The organism is Psychroserpens sp. S379A (assembly GCF_049800755.1).
In the GTDB taxonomy this organism is placed as follows: domain Bacteria; phylum Bacteroidota; class Bacteroidia; order Flavobacteriales; family Flavobacteriaceae; genus Psychroserpens.
In genome coordinates this window covers 17,598-35,501 of the sequence record NZ_JBNAFQ010000005.1, presented here as the reverse complement: position 1 = coordinate 35,501, position 17,904 = coordinate 17,598, and the positions used below count along the sequence as shown (strand labels likewise).

14 protein-coding genes are annotated in these 17,904 nt (G+C 32.9%); 2 read left to right on the top strand and 12 right to left on the bottom strand.

The features are described from left to right. Window positions 1-245 precede the first annotated feature (245 nt). Together ACP15M_RS11995 and pafA are read right to left on the bottom strand one after the other, a co-directional pair. Complete coding sequence (locus ACP15M_RS11995; protein ID WP_425077449.1) at window positions 246-1,052, bottom strand: DNA/RNA non-specific endonuclease; 807 nt, start codon at window positions 1,050-1,052, stop codon at window positions 246-248. A 2-nt stretch (window positions 1,053-1,054) separates the two neighbouring features. Next, window positions 1,055-2,680, bottom strand: a complete 1,626-nt coding sequence (pafA, locus tag ACP15M_RS11990; RefSeq protein WP_425077448.1) for an alkaline phosphatase PafA — start codon at window positions 2,678-2,680, stop codon at window positions 1,055-1,057. A 105-nt stretch (window positions 2,681-2,785) separates the two neighbouring features. Here pafA and ACP15M_RS11985 point away from each other — a divergent pair, with 105 nt between their 5' ends. After that, entirely contained in the window at window positions 2,786-3,523 is a 738-nt protein-coding gene (locus tag ACP15M_RS11985; protein WP_425077447.1) for an MlaE family ABC transporter permease, read from the top strand. After that, entirely contained in the window at window positions 3,523-4,290 is a 768-nt protein-coding gene (locus ACP15M_RS11980; RefSeq protein WP_425077446.1) for an ABC transporter ATP-binding protein, read from the top strand. The genes ACP15M_RS11985 and ACP15M_RS11980 overlap by 1 nt, the downstream gene beginning before the upstream one ends. Before the next feature lie 8 nt (window positions 4,291-4,298). On the opposite strand, the gene ACP15M_RS11975 is transcribed toward ACP15M_RS11980, so the two are convergent. From ACP15M_RS11975 to porU, 10 genes are all read right to left on the bottom strand, one after another. Next, window positions 4,299-5,762 carry a DUF389 domain-containing protein gene (locus tag ACP15M_RS11975; RefSeq protein ID WP_425077445.1) on the bottom strand — a complete coding sequence of 488 codons (1,464 nt, stop codon included), beginning with the start codon at window positions 5,760-5,762 and terminating at the stop codon, window positions 4,299-4,301. Window positions 5,763-5,764: 2 nt separating this feature from the next. Continuing rightward, a complete protein-coding gene (locus ACP15M_RS11970) occupies window positions 5,765-6,844 on the bottom strand; it encodes a mannose-1-phosphate guanylyltransferase (protein ID WP_425077444.1) in 1,080 nt (359 codons plus the stop codon). A gap of 88 nt (window positions 6,845-6,932) precedes the next feature. Beyond that, window positions 6,933-7,529: a SprT-like domain-containing protein gene (locus ACP15M_RS11965; RefSeq protein ID WP_425077443.1), complete on the bottom strand. Its 597-nt coding sequence runs from the start codon at window positions 7,527-7,529 to the stop codon at window positions 6,933-6,935. Window positions 7,530-7,563: 34 nt separating this feature from the next. Further along, window positions 7,564-8,253, bottom strand: a complete 690-nt coding sequence (locus tag ACP15M_RS11960) for an SDR family NAD(P)-dependent oxidoreductase (RefSeq protein WP_425077442.1) — start codon at window positions 8,251-8,253, stop codon at window positions 7,564-7,566. Further along, window positions 8,240-9,226, bottom strand: coding sequence for a M20/M25/M40 family metallo-hydrolase (locus ACP15M_RS11955; RefSeq protein ID WP_425077441.1), 987 nt, complete (start codon window positions 9,224-9,226; stop codon window positions 8,240-8,242). Before ACP15M_RS11955 ends, ACP15M_RS11960 begins: the two co-directional genes overlap by 14 nt. Before the next feature lie 153 nt (window positions 9,227-9,379). Next, a complete protein-coding gene (locus ACP15M_RS11950) occupies window positions 9,380-11,011 on the bottom strand; it encodes a pyruvate dehydrogenase complex dihydrolipoamide acetyltransferase (protein WP_425077440.1) in 1,632 nt (543 codons plus the stop codon). A gap of 3 nt (window positions 11,012-11,014) precedes the next feature. After that, a complete protein-coding gene (gene pdhA / locus ACP15M_RS11945) occupies window positions 11,015-12,013 on the bottom strand; it encodes a pyruvate dehydrogenase (acetyl-transferring) E1 component subunit alpha (protein ID WP_425077439.1) in 999 nt (332 codons plus the stop codon). Window positions 12,014-12,121: 108 nt separating this feature from the next. Beyond that, complete coding sequence (gene cdd / locus ACP15M_RS11940) at window positions 12,122-12,604, bottom strand: cytidine deaminase (RefSeq protein ID WP_425077438.1); 483 nt, start codon at window positions 12,602-12,604, stop codon at window positions 12,122-12,124. Window positions 12,605-12,680: 76 nt separating this feature from the next. Further along, window positions 12,681-13,919 (bottom strand): type IX secretion system outer membrane channel protein PorV, encoded by a 1,239-nt coding sequence (gene porV / locus ACP15M_RS11935; protein ID WP_425077437.1) that lies wholly within the window; start codon window positions 13,917-13,919, stop codon window positions 12,681-12,683. Window positions 13,920-13,984: 65 nt separating this feature from the next. Next, window positions 13,985-17,830, bottom strand: a complete 3,846-nt coding sequence (gene porU / locus ACP15M_RS11930; RefSeq protein WP_425077436.1) for a type IX secretion system sortase PorU — start codon at window positions 17,828-17,830, stop codon at window positions 13,985-13,987. Window positions 17,831-17,904: the final 74 nt, after the last annotated feature.

Below are 17,904 nucleotides of genomic sequence, written 5' to 3'. Positions count from 1 at the left end.
GCTTGTCATTCTGACTGAAATGGAGGAATCTATTATAATGATAGATTTCTCGACAAGGCTCGAAATGACAATAAAACTCAGTAAGTTGCAGATGCTTCGACTTGTTTCACAAGGTACTTTCAATAAAAATATATTTTCATTTCAGTAATGTTCAGCATGACAACTCTTAGCTCTTAGCTCTTAGCTCTTAGCTCTTAGCTCTTAGCTCTTAGCTCTTAGCTCTTAGCTCTTAGCTCTTAGCAAAACTAAAAACTCCAATCCTTATAACTGTTTGAAGCTTCTAATTTGTTTTCGATACCATCCTCTAATTCTGAAAAGAAATCGATTCCTGTTAATGCTTCAATCTCATCAACTGGAACCACAAACTTGTATAATGGTCGATTAGAATCTTTATGTGGCATTAAAAAGGCAATCATTTTTGTGTTTCCAGAGTTTGTATCAATCAACACTTTATAAAACTGATTAGGCACACTAACATTCTCTTCTCCTATAGTTTTCATATCGCCTTTTAAAATTCCTCCTGTAATCACAAAAACTCCATCATATTTTCTAGCCCAATACCTTACTTTTTGTTCAAGCGTATTCCAAATTCCTGCATTGAATTGATGGTTTTGCGGACTAATATTACTGGTTAAAAAGGTTTCGTCGTGAGCATCTTTACTAAAACGTCTGTCTCCAGCAGGACACAAATGACCTTTATCATAACCCGATTTTTTATAATTACGCCAATGTGCTGCTCCAGTTTTTACAGTCTTATCAATTTCAAAATATGGTCGCTTAAAATTGGTATTAGACAAATGTGAAGCCTTCAACTCGTAAGCTACCCATTCGGCTTGTTCATGAGGTTCACTGTAAGACAAAGAATAGTTTTCATGATGTACAATTTGACCTGTTGTACTTGTTGGCAAGAAGTATTCATTAGTGTTTGATTTTACTTCAGTTCCTTGCTCTATAATTTCTGTGGTTGCTTTGTCTTCAAGAAAAAAGTCATAACCAACAATTACCACTACAATTATAATGGCTAAAACTGGATATAGTGTTCGCCTTTTCACAACTAATCTACTACAAACTCTAAAGGTTGACCAGTACTTCCGTTAGGAAAACTAATTCCCAACAATGCAGAAATGGTTGGCGCAATATCTGGTATAACTGTTTTTTTATAGGTATGTCCTTTCTTAATTCCTTTTCCGAAGAACAATAAAGGTACATGTGTATCGTAATTTAAACCGCTTCCATGTGTAGAACCTGTTCGACTGTAGGCAATATAAGCTATATCATCAACTACAATAACATCTCCAGAGCGTTTTTGGTTGAACCCATTTTGTAATAAGGCTTCAATACCTGTTGTAAAATTTGTGCTCGTCATACTTGTAGCAGTATAAGCTTTAGCAACATTCTTATAAGTGATTTGCTCATTAACAAAGTCTTGTTCTAACTTTTGAAGATTTAGGCCTAACGCTTTAAGTTTTTCTTTATTAATAAAGATTTGATTATTGCTCACTTTTTCAACAATCTCTGTTGTTCCATATGTTTCCTTTAAAAACTTTTGAAACTGCTCCTTTCGTTTATTATAATCTAAATAACCAGCAGGAACCTTAACACTTTGCAAATAAGATGGTACATCAACAGCGCCATGATCTGAAGTTAAAAACACCGTATATTCACCTTTTCCAATATTGGCATCTAAAAATTGTAACAAGCGCTCTAAATCTTTATCGAGTCTAATATAAGTATCTTGAATTTCTTTAGAATTTACACCAAAATTATGACCAACATAATCAGTACTTGAGTAACTAATCGTTATAACATCGGTAAATTGATCTTGTCCTAAATGTTCTCCGTTTATTGCTGCTAAAGCAAAATCTGTGGTTAAACTATTTCCAAAAGGCGTTGATTTAAGAATATCAAAATTTCTATTTTTAGCTTTTAAACTGTTTAAATCATACGGAAACGTTGCATCTTCCTTTCCTTTAAATCCGCCTTCAAATGAATTATTATCAGTTCCGCTTTCAGTATAGGTTGATATATCATAATAGGTATCCCAAACCTTAAAATATGAAGCAGCTTTATTTGATGTATTAAAATTATCAACCCATTTTGGAAGAACATTCATATAATAGGTGCTTGAAATAAATCGACCTTCATCTTTGCCATGAAACCAGTATGCTGCATTAGCAGTATGTCCAGCTGGCAGAATCGCACCTCTATCTTTTAAAGCTATGCCAATGGTTTTGCCTTGCATTTGGGTGAACAATCTATTTTCGTCTGAAAAAGTTGTGGTCAACATTCTATGAGGTGACATTTTTCCTGCATCGCTTGACGTTCCTACAGAATTCACCTTAGCATCAGAAGCACAATACACATCAGTTTTGAGTGTTTTATCATACCAATTATTACTAATTATACCATGGTATTTTGGAGTCGTTCCTGTATACACCGAAGCATGTCCTGGTCCAGTATATGTTGGTACATAGTTGAAATGATTATTCTTACAATTAAACCCTTCATTCATCAAACGTTTAAAACCACCTTCGCCATACTTATCATAAAATCTGGTTAGATAATCATATCGCATTTGATCGACAACAATGCCAACGACTAATTTTGGGTTATCATTTTGAGATTGAGCTGTATTGGTTGCAAAAAATAGACCAACAAATAAGAAAATATATTTAGACATAAATGGTGTGTTTGGAGTTTCAAAAATACAGATTTTATAACATCGTGCTTTAAAATTAAGGTTAAATAAGATTAGTTTTTTACTTTAGCATAATCAAATTGAGCTATGCAATACCTTCATAATATTGGCACCTATTTTTTAATGATTGCTGAAATGTTTCGCAAACCAACCAAATGGTCGGTTATGCGTACTCTTATTTTGAAAGATATTGACGACCTCATTATTGGTTCTTTAGGTATAGTAGCTTTTATTTCATTTTTTGTTGGTGGTGTAGTTACGATTCAAACAGCTTTAAATATTAGCAACCCATTAATTCCAAAATACTTGGTTGGCTTTGCCACGCGACAGTCTGTAGTCTTAGAGTTTGCGCCAACATTTATTTCAATAATTATGGCTGGTAAAGTAGGCTCGTTTATCACATCAAGTATTGGAACCATGCGTGTTACAGAACAAATTGACGCTTTAGAAGTCATGGGAATAAACGCCATCAATTATTTAGTATTCCCAAAGTTTATAGCCTTAATGTTATATCCTTTTGTCATTTCTATTGCTATGTTTTTAGGTGTTATAGGTGGAATGGCAGCTTGTGTGTATGGTGGTTTTAGCACTTTGGAAGATTACATTACAGGTGTTCAAACCGATTTTATTCCGTTTCACATTATTTATGCTTTTATTAAAACCATTGTATTTGCATTTCTATTAGCAACAATTCCATCATTTTATGGGTATTATATGAAAGGTGGTGCTTTAGAGGTCGGAAAAGCAAGTACAACATCGTTTGTTTGGACCAGTGTTATGATTATTCTTTTAAACTACATATTAACCCAAATGCTTTTAAGCTAATGATAGAAGTTAAAAACATAGAAAAATCATTTGGTGATGCTCATATTTTAAAAGGAATAAGTACCTCTTTTGAAAAAGGTAAAACAAGTTTAGTTATTGGACAAAGTGGTTCGGGAAAAACTGTTTTTTTAAAATGCCTTTTAGGATTATTTACGCCTGAATCTGGAAGCATTGCATATGATGGGAATGTTTATTCTGAATTGAGTGATGATGATAAGCGAAATTTAAGAGCTAAAATGGGAATGGTATTTCAAGGCAGTGCACTTTTTGATTCGATGACGATTGCTGAAAATGTCATGTTTCCGTTGCGAATGTTTACCAAACAAAGCAAAAGTGAAATGCAAGATCGTGTTGATTTTGTACTTAAAAGAGTAAATCTTCCTGATGCGCATAAAAAAATGCCTAGTGAAGCTTCAGGTGGAATGCAAAAACGTGTTGCTATTGCAAGAGCGATTGTAAACAATCCCAAATATTTGTTTTGTGATGAACCAAACTCTGGCTTAGATCCTAAAACTGCCATTGTAATTGATAACCTTATTCAAGAAATTACAGATGAATATAATATTACCACTGTAATTAACTCTCACGATATGAATTCTGTAATGGAAATAGGTGAAAAAATCGTCTTTTTAAAAGATGGTTATAAAGCTTGGGAAGGCTCTAAAAACACCATTTTTAAAACCGATAACGAAGTCGTTACAGACTTTGTCTATTCGTCTGAACTATTTAAAAAAGTGCGCAAAATGTATCTTGAAGAGAATGAATAATTTTTCATCTATTTCACAATAAGTGTATCTAACTTCAATTTATCTTTAAACCACAACTTAAGTTTTTTCATATCCTTTTCTTTCTCCTTTTGTGTCGTTAAAGAATCTATCCATGTAAACGAAAAAACTGAAATGGTATCGATCTTTGAGAAATCTGAAGTTACTTGTTTTGAATACGATATTGACTTTAAATTTTCATAGTTTATTTTGGCTTCTCTAACCATATTTTCAAATGGAATTTGATCTCTTTCCAAATAAAGCAACTTTGATATTCTATTTTCTAAAAATGAAATTTTCTGACTTTGAGATAAAAGGTCAATCGAATCACGAGTTCGTAATTCCTCCATATACTCTAAATTATTAATTGCTCTATTCTTTACTTGATTTACATATAGTTTAGCATTTACTAATGCAGAATAGTCAACAAAACGAGACTCAAGTAAGTTCTTTGCCTCATCGGTAATTTTATCATTACCAAAAGGAATCAGTTCTATAAATGAATCTCCTTGAGGATCATAATTAATACTAGCATTCTTTTTTATGTAACTAGAGTTTGGCAACGCATCTAATTCATTATCAATAAAAGCTTTAGCATCAATTTCGAAACGACTCTGTTTTAGAACATCTACAAATGTAAAACTAGCAGGTATCATAACAATTATTGCAACCAATGATGCTAAACGTGCTATTCGTTTTCTTTTCTTAGAATTAGCATACTTAAGCATAGGAAAACGCAATATCTTCAGTACTAAAAATGTAGCTAATGCAATAAATATCGTGTTAATCGTAAACAAATACATGGCTTGACCAAAGTATACCCAATTGGCTTTTGCCAAACCATAACCTGCTGTACACAATGGAGGCATTAAGGCTGTTGCAATTGCAACACCAAAAATAACAGACGCAATTGTTCCTTTTTTTGTACGTGCAATGATGAGTGCTAAACCACCAAAAAAAGCAATAAGCACATCTCTTATGTCAGGCTTTACACGTCCTAATAGTTCAGATGTATCTTCACTTAAGGGGAAAAATCTAAAAAACAAAAAAGCGGTTAACAAACTCAACACTATCATTATAGCTAGGTTTATTAACGAACGCTTGAGTGTATCAATATCATTAATAGCTATTGATAAACCTACACCTAAAATTGGACCCATTAAAGGTGAAATAAGCATGGCACCAATAACCACAGCTGTTGAATTTGCATTTAATCCGATAGAAGCTACAAAAATGGAGCAGACCAAAATCCAAGCTGTTGCACCTTTAAAAGGAATATCACCTTTAATGGCTTGAATCGTTGCATCTCTATCTGTATCATCTCTAAAATCAAGAAGTTCATTTAAAAACTGCGTCATACTTTGCCAAAGTCCTTTAGCATCTTTCCTAACCGCTTCTTTAGATTGCTCTACTGCTTTATCTTTATTTATCTGAGCTTCTTCTTCAGAGAAATTGAATTTACTTTCTTCACTCATAATTATCCGTAATGCTCTCCAAAAGTCGATTTTACATTTTGGAGTACTTTTTTAATGTCTTGTTCTTTTGTCTTTGGAAAGATAAGCAAAACTTCGTCTTTATCTACAATAATGTAATCTTGCAAACCATCAACGACAACAATTTTATCATTTTTTGTACGAATCATATTTCCTGAAGCATCTTCAGTTAGAGTTCTAGCATTCACTACAGCATTGTTGCTTTCGTCTTTATCTAATTTATCATATAAACTTCCCCAAGTTCCAAGATCATTCCAATCAAAAGTTGCTGGAAGTACATAAACATTTTGAGAAGATTCCATAATAGCATAGTCTACCGAAATGTTTTCAGCCTTACCATAGTTATCTCTTATAAAATCATCTTCAAAATCGGTGTTATACACGTCGATACCTTGTTCGAAAAGTTGAAACAAATCAGGTTGATTTTTCTTATAAGCTTCAATAACACTGCTCACACTCCACATAAATATTCCAGCATTCCAAAGAAAATTACCTTGATCTATAAATGTTTTAGCTGTTTCATAATCTGGTTTTTCTCGAAATTGATTAACCGATTTAATATTTGAAATATTTGATTTATCAAATTCGATATAGCCATAACCTGTATTAGGAAATGTAGGTTGAATTCCTAAAGTCATTAAGGCATCATTTTGTGAACAAAAATCAAAGGCTTGCTGAACATTTTCGGTAAAAGCAACTTCATCTTCAATCCAATGGTCACTTGGCGCAACAATCATTACAGCATCTTTATTCTCCTTTTGAATTTTTAAGGCAGCATATAAAATACAAGGTGCTGTATTTCGCATTGCAGGCTCTAAAACGACTTGGCGTTTTGTAACATCTGGAAGCTGTTCAAAAACCAAATCATTATAACGTTCGTTGGTTAAAATGAAAATATTTTCTTTTGGGATAATATTTGCTAAACGATGAAATGTTTTTTGAATTAGAGTTTCTCCAGTTCCCAACATGTCGTGAAACTGCTTAGGAAAATCTTGTGTACTTACTGGCCAAAATCTTGAGCCTACTCCTCCAGCCATTAAAATGGCATAATTATTTTTATTCATAAAAATTTATTTTTTGTCATTCAGAAAGCAGTGAAGCATCTTTTTTAAGACGAAAGACCTTTCGACTGCACTCAAGGTGACCTTATTACTAATCTAATAATTCAACCTCAGCATTGGGATTAAACAAATACAATTTACCTGTTTTTATCTCAATACATTCAAAACGTTTGACACGTTTATGTCCTTTTTTAAACACACGACCATTATACAATTTAAAATCTTGTCCTAAAGGCACTTCAAAAATATAAGTTTTATCGTTAGGTTCATCAAATTGTTTTAAAGCTAAGGCCAATTCTGCATCTGTATCACTGCTTGCTTTCGGATTTTTAAAATGTTTGGCTAATAATGGTAGTATGTTTTCAGGAAAAATTTTAGGATTTAAAAATGGCAACATTAAATGTTGAAACGTTCTTTTCCATTCAATACCATGTGGTTTAATTAGCTTTCCGTAAGTTTTATAAGCTTCAAAATGTGCGATTTCATGTATTAATGTGATTAGAAATCGATAACTATTTAAATTAGAATTGATTGTAATTTGGTGTTTTCCGTTAGGCAAACGTTTATAATCTCCATGTCTAGTCTTTCGTTCTTGTTTTACTTTTACAACAAGATTATCATGTTTCAGTAATTTTAAAACTTGACTCACTGCCTTTTCTGGTATATACGATTGAAGTGTTTCTTGCATTATTCAAAAACAGATGAAATAATTTTAAACATAATCATGGTGTAGAATTAGAAACTTGAAGGACTTTCCCATTGTAATATTTGTTTCCATTGAGTGAAAAATCATGGATATAGGTTGCCATTTCTTTAGCAGTCGTTGGTGCTTGATAATCTGGAAATGCTTCTTGTAGCATTTCGGTTTGTACTGCTCCTAAGGCTAACACATTAAATTGTGGACCTGTGTCTTTATATTCTTCGGCTAACAATTCTGAAAGCGTAATCACAGCTCCTTTGCTAGAACTATAAGCTGCTAGTCCAGCAAATTTCATACTTCCTTGAATTCCTCCCATCGAGCTTATAGTTACAACGTGTCCATCATTTTTCATGAATGGTAATACGATTCGTGTCATTTCTGACACGCCAAACACATTGGTTTCATACACCTTTGAAAAATCTTTGAATGTCGTTTCAGCAAATGGCTTGTTTAATAACAGTCCAGCATTATTTATCAAAATATCAACATGAGTCCATTCATCTTCAATAAACTGCTCAACTTTTTTGTAATCTTCTTCCTCACATAAGTCAAAAGCAAAAGAAGATATATTATCAAAATTTAAATTGTTTACAGGTTGAGCATTACGAGACAATGCTAGTACATTATGGCCTTGATTTGCAAATAAGTGAACGAGTTCAAAACCAATACCTCGACTTGTTCCTGTGATGATAATATTTTTACTTTGACTCATACATTAAAATTTCTTTTGTTGGTGTATTGCTCATTTGTTCCATTGCTTTTATGGCTTCGTTAATTAGACTAGCCATAAAATCATAATTTAATTCGTTTATTTCATCATCAGCATGATGATAGTAATCATAATTAGATAAATCACAAGAAGAGATGGTTTGACATGGTAATTTAAACTCTTCATAAAAGGCATAATTATCAGATTGCTTAAACAAATTATATTTTTTAGCGACTTCTGAAAAACCAACTAAGTTATTACCAACATATTCATTTATTTTTTGAGCCATGTTAGACAAATCATATCCAGTTACAAAAGCTTGATAATTACGACCTTTAAATGGAACGCCAATCATTTCAAAATTAACCATTGCATATAAGTTTAATTCTTCAGACTTTAAACGTTTCGCTAGATGTTTAGATCCTAGCAATCCTAATTCTTCAGCAGAAAACAGAGCAAACATAATACTGCGTTTATTCTTTTTAGTTTTAGCAAAATATTTTGCCATAGCTAATACAGCAGATGTTCCTGAAGCATTATCATTAGCTCCATTTGCAATGGTATCTGTTTTAGTAATACTTCCTTTTCTACTTTTATGCCTAGCATCATCACCAAAACCAATATGATCGTAATGTGCACCAATAATGATTACTTCATCCTTAAGTTTTTCATCACTGCCTTCAACAAAACCAACGACATTGAATGCACTGATAGAATCTTTAATTTTAAAATTATCTCTATAGCTTTCAAAATAAGGTTTTACACCAAAAGCCTTAAATTGAGACTCAATATACCTAGCTGCTTTTTCAATCCCTTTACTACCAGTATGACGTCCTTGTAAATCATCTGAAGCTAAATAACTCACCATATTTTTAACTTCGTTGCTCGTGATTGAAATTGATTCTGATTTAGTAGTTGTTTTCGTTTTACAACTTGTAATAAAGAGTAAAGCGAATAAAGGGATTATGTATTTCATAGTAGCGTTTAATTAAAGTTTAAAGATAAAAAAATCCCAACTTGAATAGTCAAATTGGGATTTAAATATTATAGATTCCTCGACCACACTTCTACAAGTACTACAGTGAATTTGTCGAACTGCTTAGTGACCTCTCGGAATGACATTAATGTATTAAACTAGCATTGTTACTGGGTTTTCAATGTAGCCTTTTAAGGTTTGAAGGAATTGTGCTCCTGTTGCTCCATCTACAGTTCTGTGATCACAAGCCATCGTTAATTTCATAGTATTACCAGGAACAACTTGCCCATTTTTAACCACTGGTTTTGACACAATAGCTCCAACCGATAAAATCGCAGAATTTGGCTGATTGATAATAGATGTAAAACTTTCAATACCAAACATTCCCAAATTAGAAATGGTAAATGTACTACCTTCCATTTCATCTAAAGTTAGTTTTTTATTTCTAGCCTTTCCAGCATACTCTTTTACAGCAGCACCAATTTGTGTTAAACTTTGTTCATTAGCAAACTTAACTACTGGCACAACCAAGCCGTCAGGAACAGCCACAGCAACACCAATATGTACATGGTTGTTGAGTTTCATTCTATCATCAAACCACTGAGAATTAACTTGAGGATGTTGCTTCAATGCTAATGCACAAGCTTTAACAATCATATCATTATAGGATATTTTAGTATCTGGTAACGAATTATATTGTGCTCTAAACGCCATTGCATTTTCCATATCAAACTCCACATTTAAGTAATAATGTGGTGCCGTGAATTTAGACTTTGCTAAGTTTTTGGCAATCGCTTTACGCATGTTTGAGTTTGGAACTTCATCAAAATCTTCCTGACCTGTAGGCACAAATTTTCCAACTGAAACCGATTGCGTAGCTGGTGTAAAATTCTCTATATCACGCTTAACAATTCTTCCGTTTTCACCAGAACCATTAACTTGAGATAAGTTGATCCCTTTATCTTCAGCCATTTTTTTAGCTAAAGGAGATACGAATACTCTTTTTGAAGTTGAAGTTGATGACGTCTCGACTGCGCTCGACGTGACAACTTTAGGTTGCTCTTTTTGGGTTTCTACTGGTTTTACAGATTCTTCGACAGAGTCTGTAACTACACTTTCTTTACTATTAGAATCTGATATTTTAAAGTTTTTTGCAACGTTTGAAACATCTGTTCCTGCAGGACCAATAATAGCCAAAAGCGCATCTACTTTTGCAGATTCACCTTCTTGCAAACCTACATGTAACAAAGTACCTGACTGGAATGACTCAAACTCCATAGTTGCTTTATCTGTTTCAATTTCGGCTAGAATATCACCTTCTTCTACATCATCTCCAACATTTTTAAGCCATGAAGCAACAGTTCCTTCTTCCATCGTATCACTTAAACGAGGCATAGTTACAACGATTACACCTTCAGGTAGTTCTTGTGATTCAGAGGTCTCGACTGCGCTCGATGCGACATTGTTATCTTGTTGAGATTCTTCGCTATCGCTCTGAATGACAGCTTCAGAAGTACTTCCGCTTAAAAGACCAGAAATATCTTCTCCATCGTCACCAATAATTGCTAAAAGCTCGTCTACTTTTGTGGTTTCACCTTCTTGAACACCAATATGAAGCAATATTCCTTCATGGAAGGATTCAAATTCCATCGTAGCTTTATCAGTTTCAATTTCGGCTAAAATATCACCTTCTTCAACTTTGTCTCCTACTTTTTTTAACCAAGTAGCGACAGTTCCTTCTTCCATTGTATCGCTTAAACGCGGCATGTTAATTACTTCTGCCATAGCTTATATTTTGTGTTGTATAAATGGATAATCTTCTTGTTCGTAAACGGCATCATACATCACATTCTTATCTGGATAAGGTGATTCTTCAGCAAACTTCTCGCATTCTTTAACTAGATCTTTTACGCGTTTATCAATTACTGCAATATCATCTTCTGAAGCATATTTCTTTTCTAAGATGAGATCTTTAACTTGAGTAATAGGATCTATTTTTTTGTATTCTTCGACTTCTTCTTTGGTTCTGTAATGCTGAGCATCACTCATTGAATGTCCTCTATATCGATAGGTTTTTAATTCTAAAAATGTTGGTCCATCACCTCGTCTAGCACGTTGAATTGCTTCATCAAAAGCTTCAGCAACTTTAACAGGATTCATGCCATCAACAGGACCACAAGGCATTTCGTAGCCTAAACCTAACTTCCAAATATCAGTATGATTAGCAGTACGCTCAACTGAAGTTCCCATTGCATAACCATTGTTTTCACAAACAAAAACCACAGGTAATTTCCAAAGCATAGCTAAGTTGAATGTTTCATGAAGCGACCCTTGACGAGCAGCTCCATCACCAAAACAACATAATGTTACAGCATCACTATTGTGGTATTTATCACCAAAAGCGATTCCTGCACCTAAAGGAATTTGACCTCCAACAATACCATGACCACCATAAAAACGATGTTCTTTAGAAAAAATATGCATCGAGCCACCAAGTCCTTGAGACGTTCCTGTTGCTTTTCCGTACAACTCAGCCATCACACGTTTAGGATCAACTCCCATACCAATTGGCTGAACATGGTTTCTGTAAGCTGTAATCATTTTGTCTTTGGTAAGATCCATGGCGTGAAGTGCTCCAGCTAAAACAGCTTCTTGACCATTATATAGATGAAGAAAACCTCTTACTTTTTGTTGTATATATACAGCAGCAAGCTTGTCTTCAAACTTTCTCCAGAACAACATATCTTCATACCATTTTAGGTAAACTTCTTTAGTTACTTTTTGCATTTAATTCAAGTATTGATAAATAAATAAAAATTAAAATAAGCGGATAACAAAAATAACACATTAGATAATAATGAAAAAACCCAGAAACGTAATTTTTTTACGAAATCGTTATAGGTAACTACTATCAAATCCTAGTGGTAATAAATTTGCTAAAGAATTAGATTTTATAACCTTACCTGTCTTTCCCATAAAGTAAATTTCTATAGGTGCATCTTGTTTAATTTCATATTCTGAAATCACCTGTCTGCAAGCTCCACATGGAGGAATTGGAGAACTTGTGTCATGTTCAATAGAACCTGCTGTTAAAGCCATCTTTAAAAATTTAGCCTTGGGATACTTAGCACTAGCATAAAAAATAGCTACTCGTTCTGCACACATTCCTGAAGGATAGGCTGCGTTTTCTTGGTTATTTCCAATTACAACTTCTCCATTATCTAACAATATAGCTGCTCCAACTTTAAATTTTGAATAAGGTGCATATGCATTCTTACGAGCTTCTATAGCTTCTTGCATAAGACCTTTAACATCATTTGGAAGTTCGTTTATATCACTATAAACTAAAAATGATGATTCAATTTTAATTTCCTTCATACGATATGATATTAGACAAAAAAACTATTGTTTAAATGAAACAATAGTTTTTTTGATTTATGATTAATACTTTATTTTAATATTCGTCATATTCATTATCTCCAAAATTAAATGTTAGAGAAAAACGCAAGGTGTTTTCTAATGGACTTTGCACTTTTGATGCAGAAAACAAGTATGACAAATCAATATTTATAGTTGTGTATTTAAATCCTGCTCCAAGAGCAAAAAACTTACGTGCTCCTTTTTCTTCACTTTCATTAAAATAACCTGCTCTAAATGCAAATGAATCTTGGTACGTATATTCTGCACCTAAAGACCAAGTAAATTCTTTTAGCTCTTCACTAAAACCACCTGGTGCATCTCCAAAAGATTGAAATAACCCTTTACCAAAACTAACATCATTATCTTTACCAGCAATGATATAGTCTTCTTCTTCAGTTAAAACCTCATCTTCATCTTCTTGAAATCCTGGTGTATCACCACTCTCATTGTATGTAATGCGTGTTCCTAATTCTGGAGGTGTTGGAATTAAAAGTTTAGTCACTTCACCTGTAACTGCTAATTTGTTATAATCGTCAAATATAAAGTCGAAACCAGCACCTAATCTTAGCGTTGTTGGTAAAAAGTTTTCTCTACCACCATCGTCATACTTAATTTTTGGTCCTAAATTTTGAATAGCAAAACCAGCTCTCCATCGACCGTTAAAACTATCATAGGCTTCTTCTTCACTTTGGTAATAACCAGCAATATCAACTCCAATAGAGCTTGCTGCTGATGAATTAGCATCTACAGCTTGAATTCTTAAATCTGAACGCAAATAACGTAAAGCTACTGCCATAGAAAATTGATCTGCCAAACGTAACGAATACGAGGCATCTATAGTTAATTCATTTGGTTTCTCAATTTGAGGTTCAGAAAACTCGTCTTGAACAATTTCAATTTCACCCAAACTAAAGTATTTAAAACTGACACCAAATGCACTACGTTCATTTATTCTATTAAAATACCCAATATTTCCAAGAAAAATATCATTTACTAATTTGCTTAAATATGGAGTATAGTTAACAGCAATTCCAGATTTTGCTAAGGAAAATGAATATTTTGCAGGATTCCATTGTTGCGAATTAGCATCTGCTGAAGTTGCAACACCTATATCTCCCATACCAGCTGCACGTGCATCTGAAGCAATAAGTAAAAAAGGGACTCCTGTTGTAATTACTCTAGAATCTACGTCATTAGGAATAACAACCGTTTCTTGGGCATTAGAAACATTAAACAACAAAATTGTAATAAGGGCTAAAATGTATTTTTTCATGTGTAATTTATTATCTTGTTCAGCAATTTTAAGTCACCTAACAATTAGGCAAATATAAATCTTTATTATAGTATTACAAGTTTTTCAATTTTTTCAACTTGTTTATTTAAACGATTAGATCTTACTTTTAGTTTATAGACATAAACGCCTTTACCAATTTTATCTCCAAAGTCATCTCTTCCGTCCCAAACGATATCCTTTGATAGTGATGAGTTAGCAACTTTACTTCCTCCATTGGTTTGTCCATTTAGTGTTCGAACTAATTTTCCAGAAACGGTAAATATTTGTACAGAAATATCTAAAACATCAGAACTATTATGATTGAACCAAAATTCGGTATAATCAACAAATGGGTTTGGGTAATTAAGAACATTATCAATGACTAATCCCTGATCTTTATCGTAGACTACAAATTGAATTTCGGCTGTAGATGAATTATTGTAAACATCCCAAGCTTTTAATGACAAAGTATGTAAACCTGGCTCTAAATCTCTAAAAGGATAGCTTACTTTTCCATTTTGATAGTCATCAATATTAGCTTGATAGTAATCGTTTAAAACAAATGGATTAGTCTCATCTCCATCTATAATAGCGACAATATCATGACCTATTCCGCTAGCCGTATTAATTCCGTTTTCATCCTGTAATACAGCTATAAGTGTTGGTTGTTCGTTAGTGATACCACCTGACACAAAATTTTCATCATTCATAAACAAATTAATGAGTGGACCTGTGTTATCTTCAGGCGCATTTGTATTAATTCCTCCTACTTGAATATCAAAACTTGAACCTGCTCTATTTTCTAACGGCAAAGTTCTTTTAGTATAAAAGCTCACTTTCCCAGGACCAACTGGAATTCCTATATCTCTTGGTACGATAAACTCAAATTCAAACTGACCATTAGCAACTGTGGCTTGACCTTTAAAAATAACTTCACCTAATGTTCTGAAATCCATAACAACATTTTGATTATCATTATCTAAAGTTTGTCTTTCAATTTCCTTATCAAATACAATAGCAGTTAACACACCATTATAATCCGACAATAAATTACCAGATTCATTAACTACTTCACCAGATAGTTTAACTCTACTTAGAGCTTGTAAAACATCTGTATTTCCTCCAATTGGCACATCATTTACATGCGTTAATCTTACATCTGGTTTTACAAATGCTAATTTCATTGCTGGATCTCCAATATACCAAACCAAAGACTTTTGCCCATTGCTACTTATAACTGGATCATTTTTTGATTGTCTTAAGGCTTCAGCGACAGACAGATAATCATTAGAGCCAAATGAGAATAAATTTGGTTCTATTATTTCATTAAAATCTTGACCAAGACTCACGAAAATTTGTCTCGTTGTTGTAATTAAACCAATGGCTCCTCCTTTAGGATTCCAATAGGTAAACTCACCAGCTGTTTGTCTTAATGGATCGTCAAACTTAGTGTATTCACAAGTCACAGTAATAAATAAATTGTATTTACATGCGTTAGCAACTTCTTGAGAATCATTTTTATCAAAAATACGTTCGGCTGCTAAACCGTCTTCACCTCCATGTCCAAAATAATTTACTACTAATGCACCAACATCTATAGCATCTCTAATTTCTTTATTCACCTGTGGATAACGTTCACCTGCTGCAGAAGATTCTTGAAGAAATGCATCTGTATGAACTTTAACAGCATTTAGAAATGGTTTTTCTTGAGTAATAGTATTGGTAATATCATCTGTTGTTTGCTGCAAAAGCGCGTCTGAGCTTGGATTATCAATATCGTCTGATATCATTAAAATATTGTTCCTCCAGCTTCCAAAAGATGCTTCAGAATAATACTCTTCAATTTTATCAACTAGTTGTTTTGCCTGTTGTGGTGAGTTTGCTAAAATTCTTCCAACAGCAATATCAGCTCTATTAGAAACCTCTTCAAGATCACCTTCATTATCATCCATCATAGCATAGAAATCATCAGAAACAAAAGAACTCACTAGACTAAAACTATTGTATGAAAACCAAGTAGGCACAAAATTAGTATTATTTGGTATACGGTTTTTATAATCAAAAGATGCGTCCCCAAAAAAGCAGACATACTTCAATCTATTTTCTGGAGTACTTGCATTATGATACACATACCTTATCATATTTCTAATTCCTCCAATATCTTGATTACCAGAACTAAACTCTTTATATATACTTTCTAATGTTAAAACCTTTACATTTAAGTCATATTGCTGCCTGTTAATCTCTGCTAGTCGATTGGCTTGTGACAACAAACTGTTGGGAGTAACAATAATGTAATCTACATCTTGAAACTCTCCTTGACTATTTTTAAAAATTGTGCCTTTTATATTTTGATTACTAACAAAAGAATTTGAATCTCTAAATGGTTCAAAGAAACTTTGGTTGTTAATAGCTATATAGTATTTAAGACTTCCTGAAACAGCCTTAAAACTAAAATTTGAATCTTGATTAGTATTTGGAATTCGAGTCACATTATACTTATCTGATATATCCCAAACTTCTATAACATTAGACGTGTTAGACATTAAATATTCTACAACACCATTTGTTGTTGCTACACTATTATTTTTAAAACGCAATTGACCTCCTGCGTATTTTAATTCACGAGTAGCTTCTACTGAAACATAATCTAAATATCCCAAAGATGAAGGGTTTCCAGAGTTATTATATTTTATATTTACATTAACTTCAGAAGCATTTAATTGAATATCATTATTATACGACGCACCTGAACCCAATATACCATCAGTAAGAACTGGAGGCGCAATGCTTCCTATATCTACTGAGTTTACTTTAATTTGAAATGAGGTTAGTACTTCAGATACTGCTCCTACATAAACCTTTAGCTTCGCAGGTTCTGAGGTGACCAAATTTGGAAAATTAAACGTAAATGTTTTATCATTATCTATATCGAAACGATCACCAAACCAACGCCTACCTAATTTAGCAATATTATATTCGTCTACTTCATGAAATTGATAATCTTGAAATGTGTCAACTGTAAAATCTGGGCTTCCATTTGGCTGTACAGCAGTATCTATTCGTTTACCAAACGCTCCTCCAAAAGTGACATAATAATAAGCCCTACTTGTATAAGGGTTTATGTTTGTGTTTATTAAAGGTAACTCTACATTGCCTGTAGGCCCTTCTGCATAGAATAAAATATAATCACCATCATTAAACACACCATCATTTTCTCCAACAAATTTTATAGCATTCTCAGCAAGGTCAATTGGATAAAACTCATCATTAGGCATTGGAAGCATTGCGCCTCCATTTCCATATACTTTAATTGTTCTCGGATCCACATCTGTATTAACTCCTATATCTTCTAAAAAATCTTTGGTTAACTTAAATACTCCTGAATTTTCAACATAAAAGCGTCTCCACTCTCCTGAGCTTAATACAGAGTTTGTAATGTCTTGAGAACTGGAAGCACTTCTATTAGCAATGGTTGAAGCAGAAGAATAATTTATTCTAAAAGACGTAACTTTTTTAAAAACTCCGTTATCATTAATAATCGGACTGATCTTAAGAAAAGCATAAACTTTATCTCTATCAATAGAATTAGACAATTTTATGTCTATCGATTTTGGTATTAAATTTTTTGATAGTCCTTTTAATTCATTATTTGAAATAGTTTCATAAGATACACTTGAAAGTGTTAGAGATTTTTCGTTTAACAACGTATTTATTTCCCATTGGGAAACATAATACAAACCTTCAGAATCACTATAACTGAAATTTTCTTTATTAAATGCTGGCAACTCAATTTGAAAAGTAGATGTTTTTAATATAGTTGTACCATTCCATTGAATTGTAAATTGTTTTTGTTGAGCAAAACCAAAAACAGAATAGACAATAAAAAATATGAGTAACAGTTTTTTCATAGTACAAATAACGGCTATAATGTCATGTTATTATAGCACTTCAATTTTTTATTCAAAATTACAACAATATTTGA

Excerpts from the sequence above, each read along its gene's own strand:
- ACP15M_RS11960 (WP_425077442.1), bottom strand. The coding sequence starts at position 8,253 with ATGAGTCAAAGTAAAAATATTATCATCACAGGAACAAGTCGAGGTATT.
- ACP15M_RS11985 (WP_425077447.1), top strand. The coding sequence starts at position 2,786 with ATGCAATACCTTCATAATATTGGCACCTATTTTTTAATGATTGCTGAA.
- pdhA (WP_425077439.1), bottom strand. The coding sequence starts at position 12,013 with ATGCAAAAAGTAACTAAAGAAGTTTACCTAAAATGGTATGAAGATATG.
- ACP15M_RS11950 (WP_425077440.1), bottom strand. The coding sequence starts at position 11,011 with ATGGCAGAAGTAATTAACATGCCGCGTTTAAGCGATACAATGGAAGAA.
- ACP15M_RS11975 (WP_425077445.1), bottom strand. The coding sequence starts at position 5,762 with ATGAGTGAAGAAAGTAAATTCAATTTCTCTGAAGAAGAAGCTCAGATA.
- ACP15M_RS11970 (WP_425077444.1), bottom strand. The coding sequence starts at position 6,844 with ATGAATAAAAATAATTATGCCATTTTAATGGCTGGAGGAGTAGGCTCA.
- ACP15M_RS11955 (WP_425077441.1), bottom strand. The coding sequence starts at position 9,226 with ATGAAATACATAATCCCTTTATTCGCTTTACTCTTTATTACAAGTTGT.
- porV (WP_425077437.1), bottom strand. The coding sequence starts at position 13,919 with ATGAAAAAATACATTTTAGCCCTTATTACAATTTTGTTGTTTAATGTT.
- ACP15M_RS11965 (WP_425077443.1), bottom strand. The coding sequence starts at position 7,529 with ATGCAAGAAACACTTCAATCGTATATACCAGAAAAGGCAGTGAGTCAA.
- ACP15M_RS11980 (WP_425077446.1), top strand. The coding sequence starts at position 3,523 with ATGATAGAAGTTAAAAACATAGAAAAATCATTTGGTGATGCTCATATT.
- porU (WP_425077436.1), bottom strand. The coding sequence starts at position 17,830 with ATGAAAAAACTGTTACTCATATTTTTTATTGTCTATTCTGTTTTTGGT.
- cdd (WP_425077438.1), bottom strand. The coding sequence starts at position 12,604 with ATGAAGGAAATTAAAATTGAATCATCATTTTTAGTTTATAGTGATATA.
- pafA (WP_425077448.1), bottom strand. The coding sequence starts at position 2,680 with ATGTCTAAATATATTTTCTTATTTGTTGGTCTATTTTTTGCAACCAAT.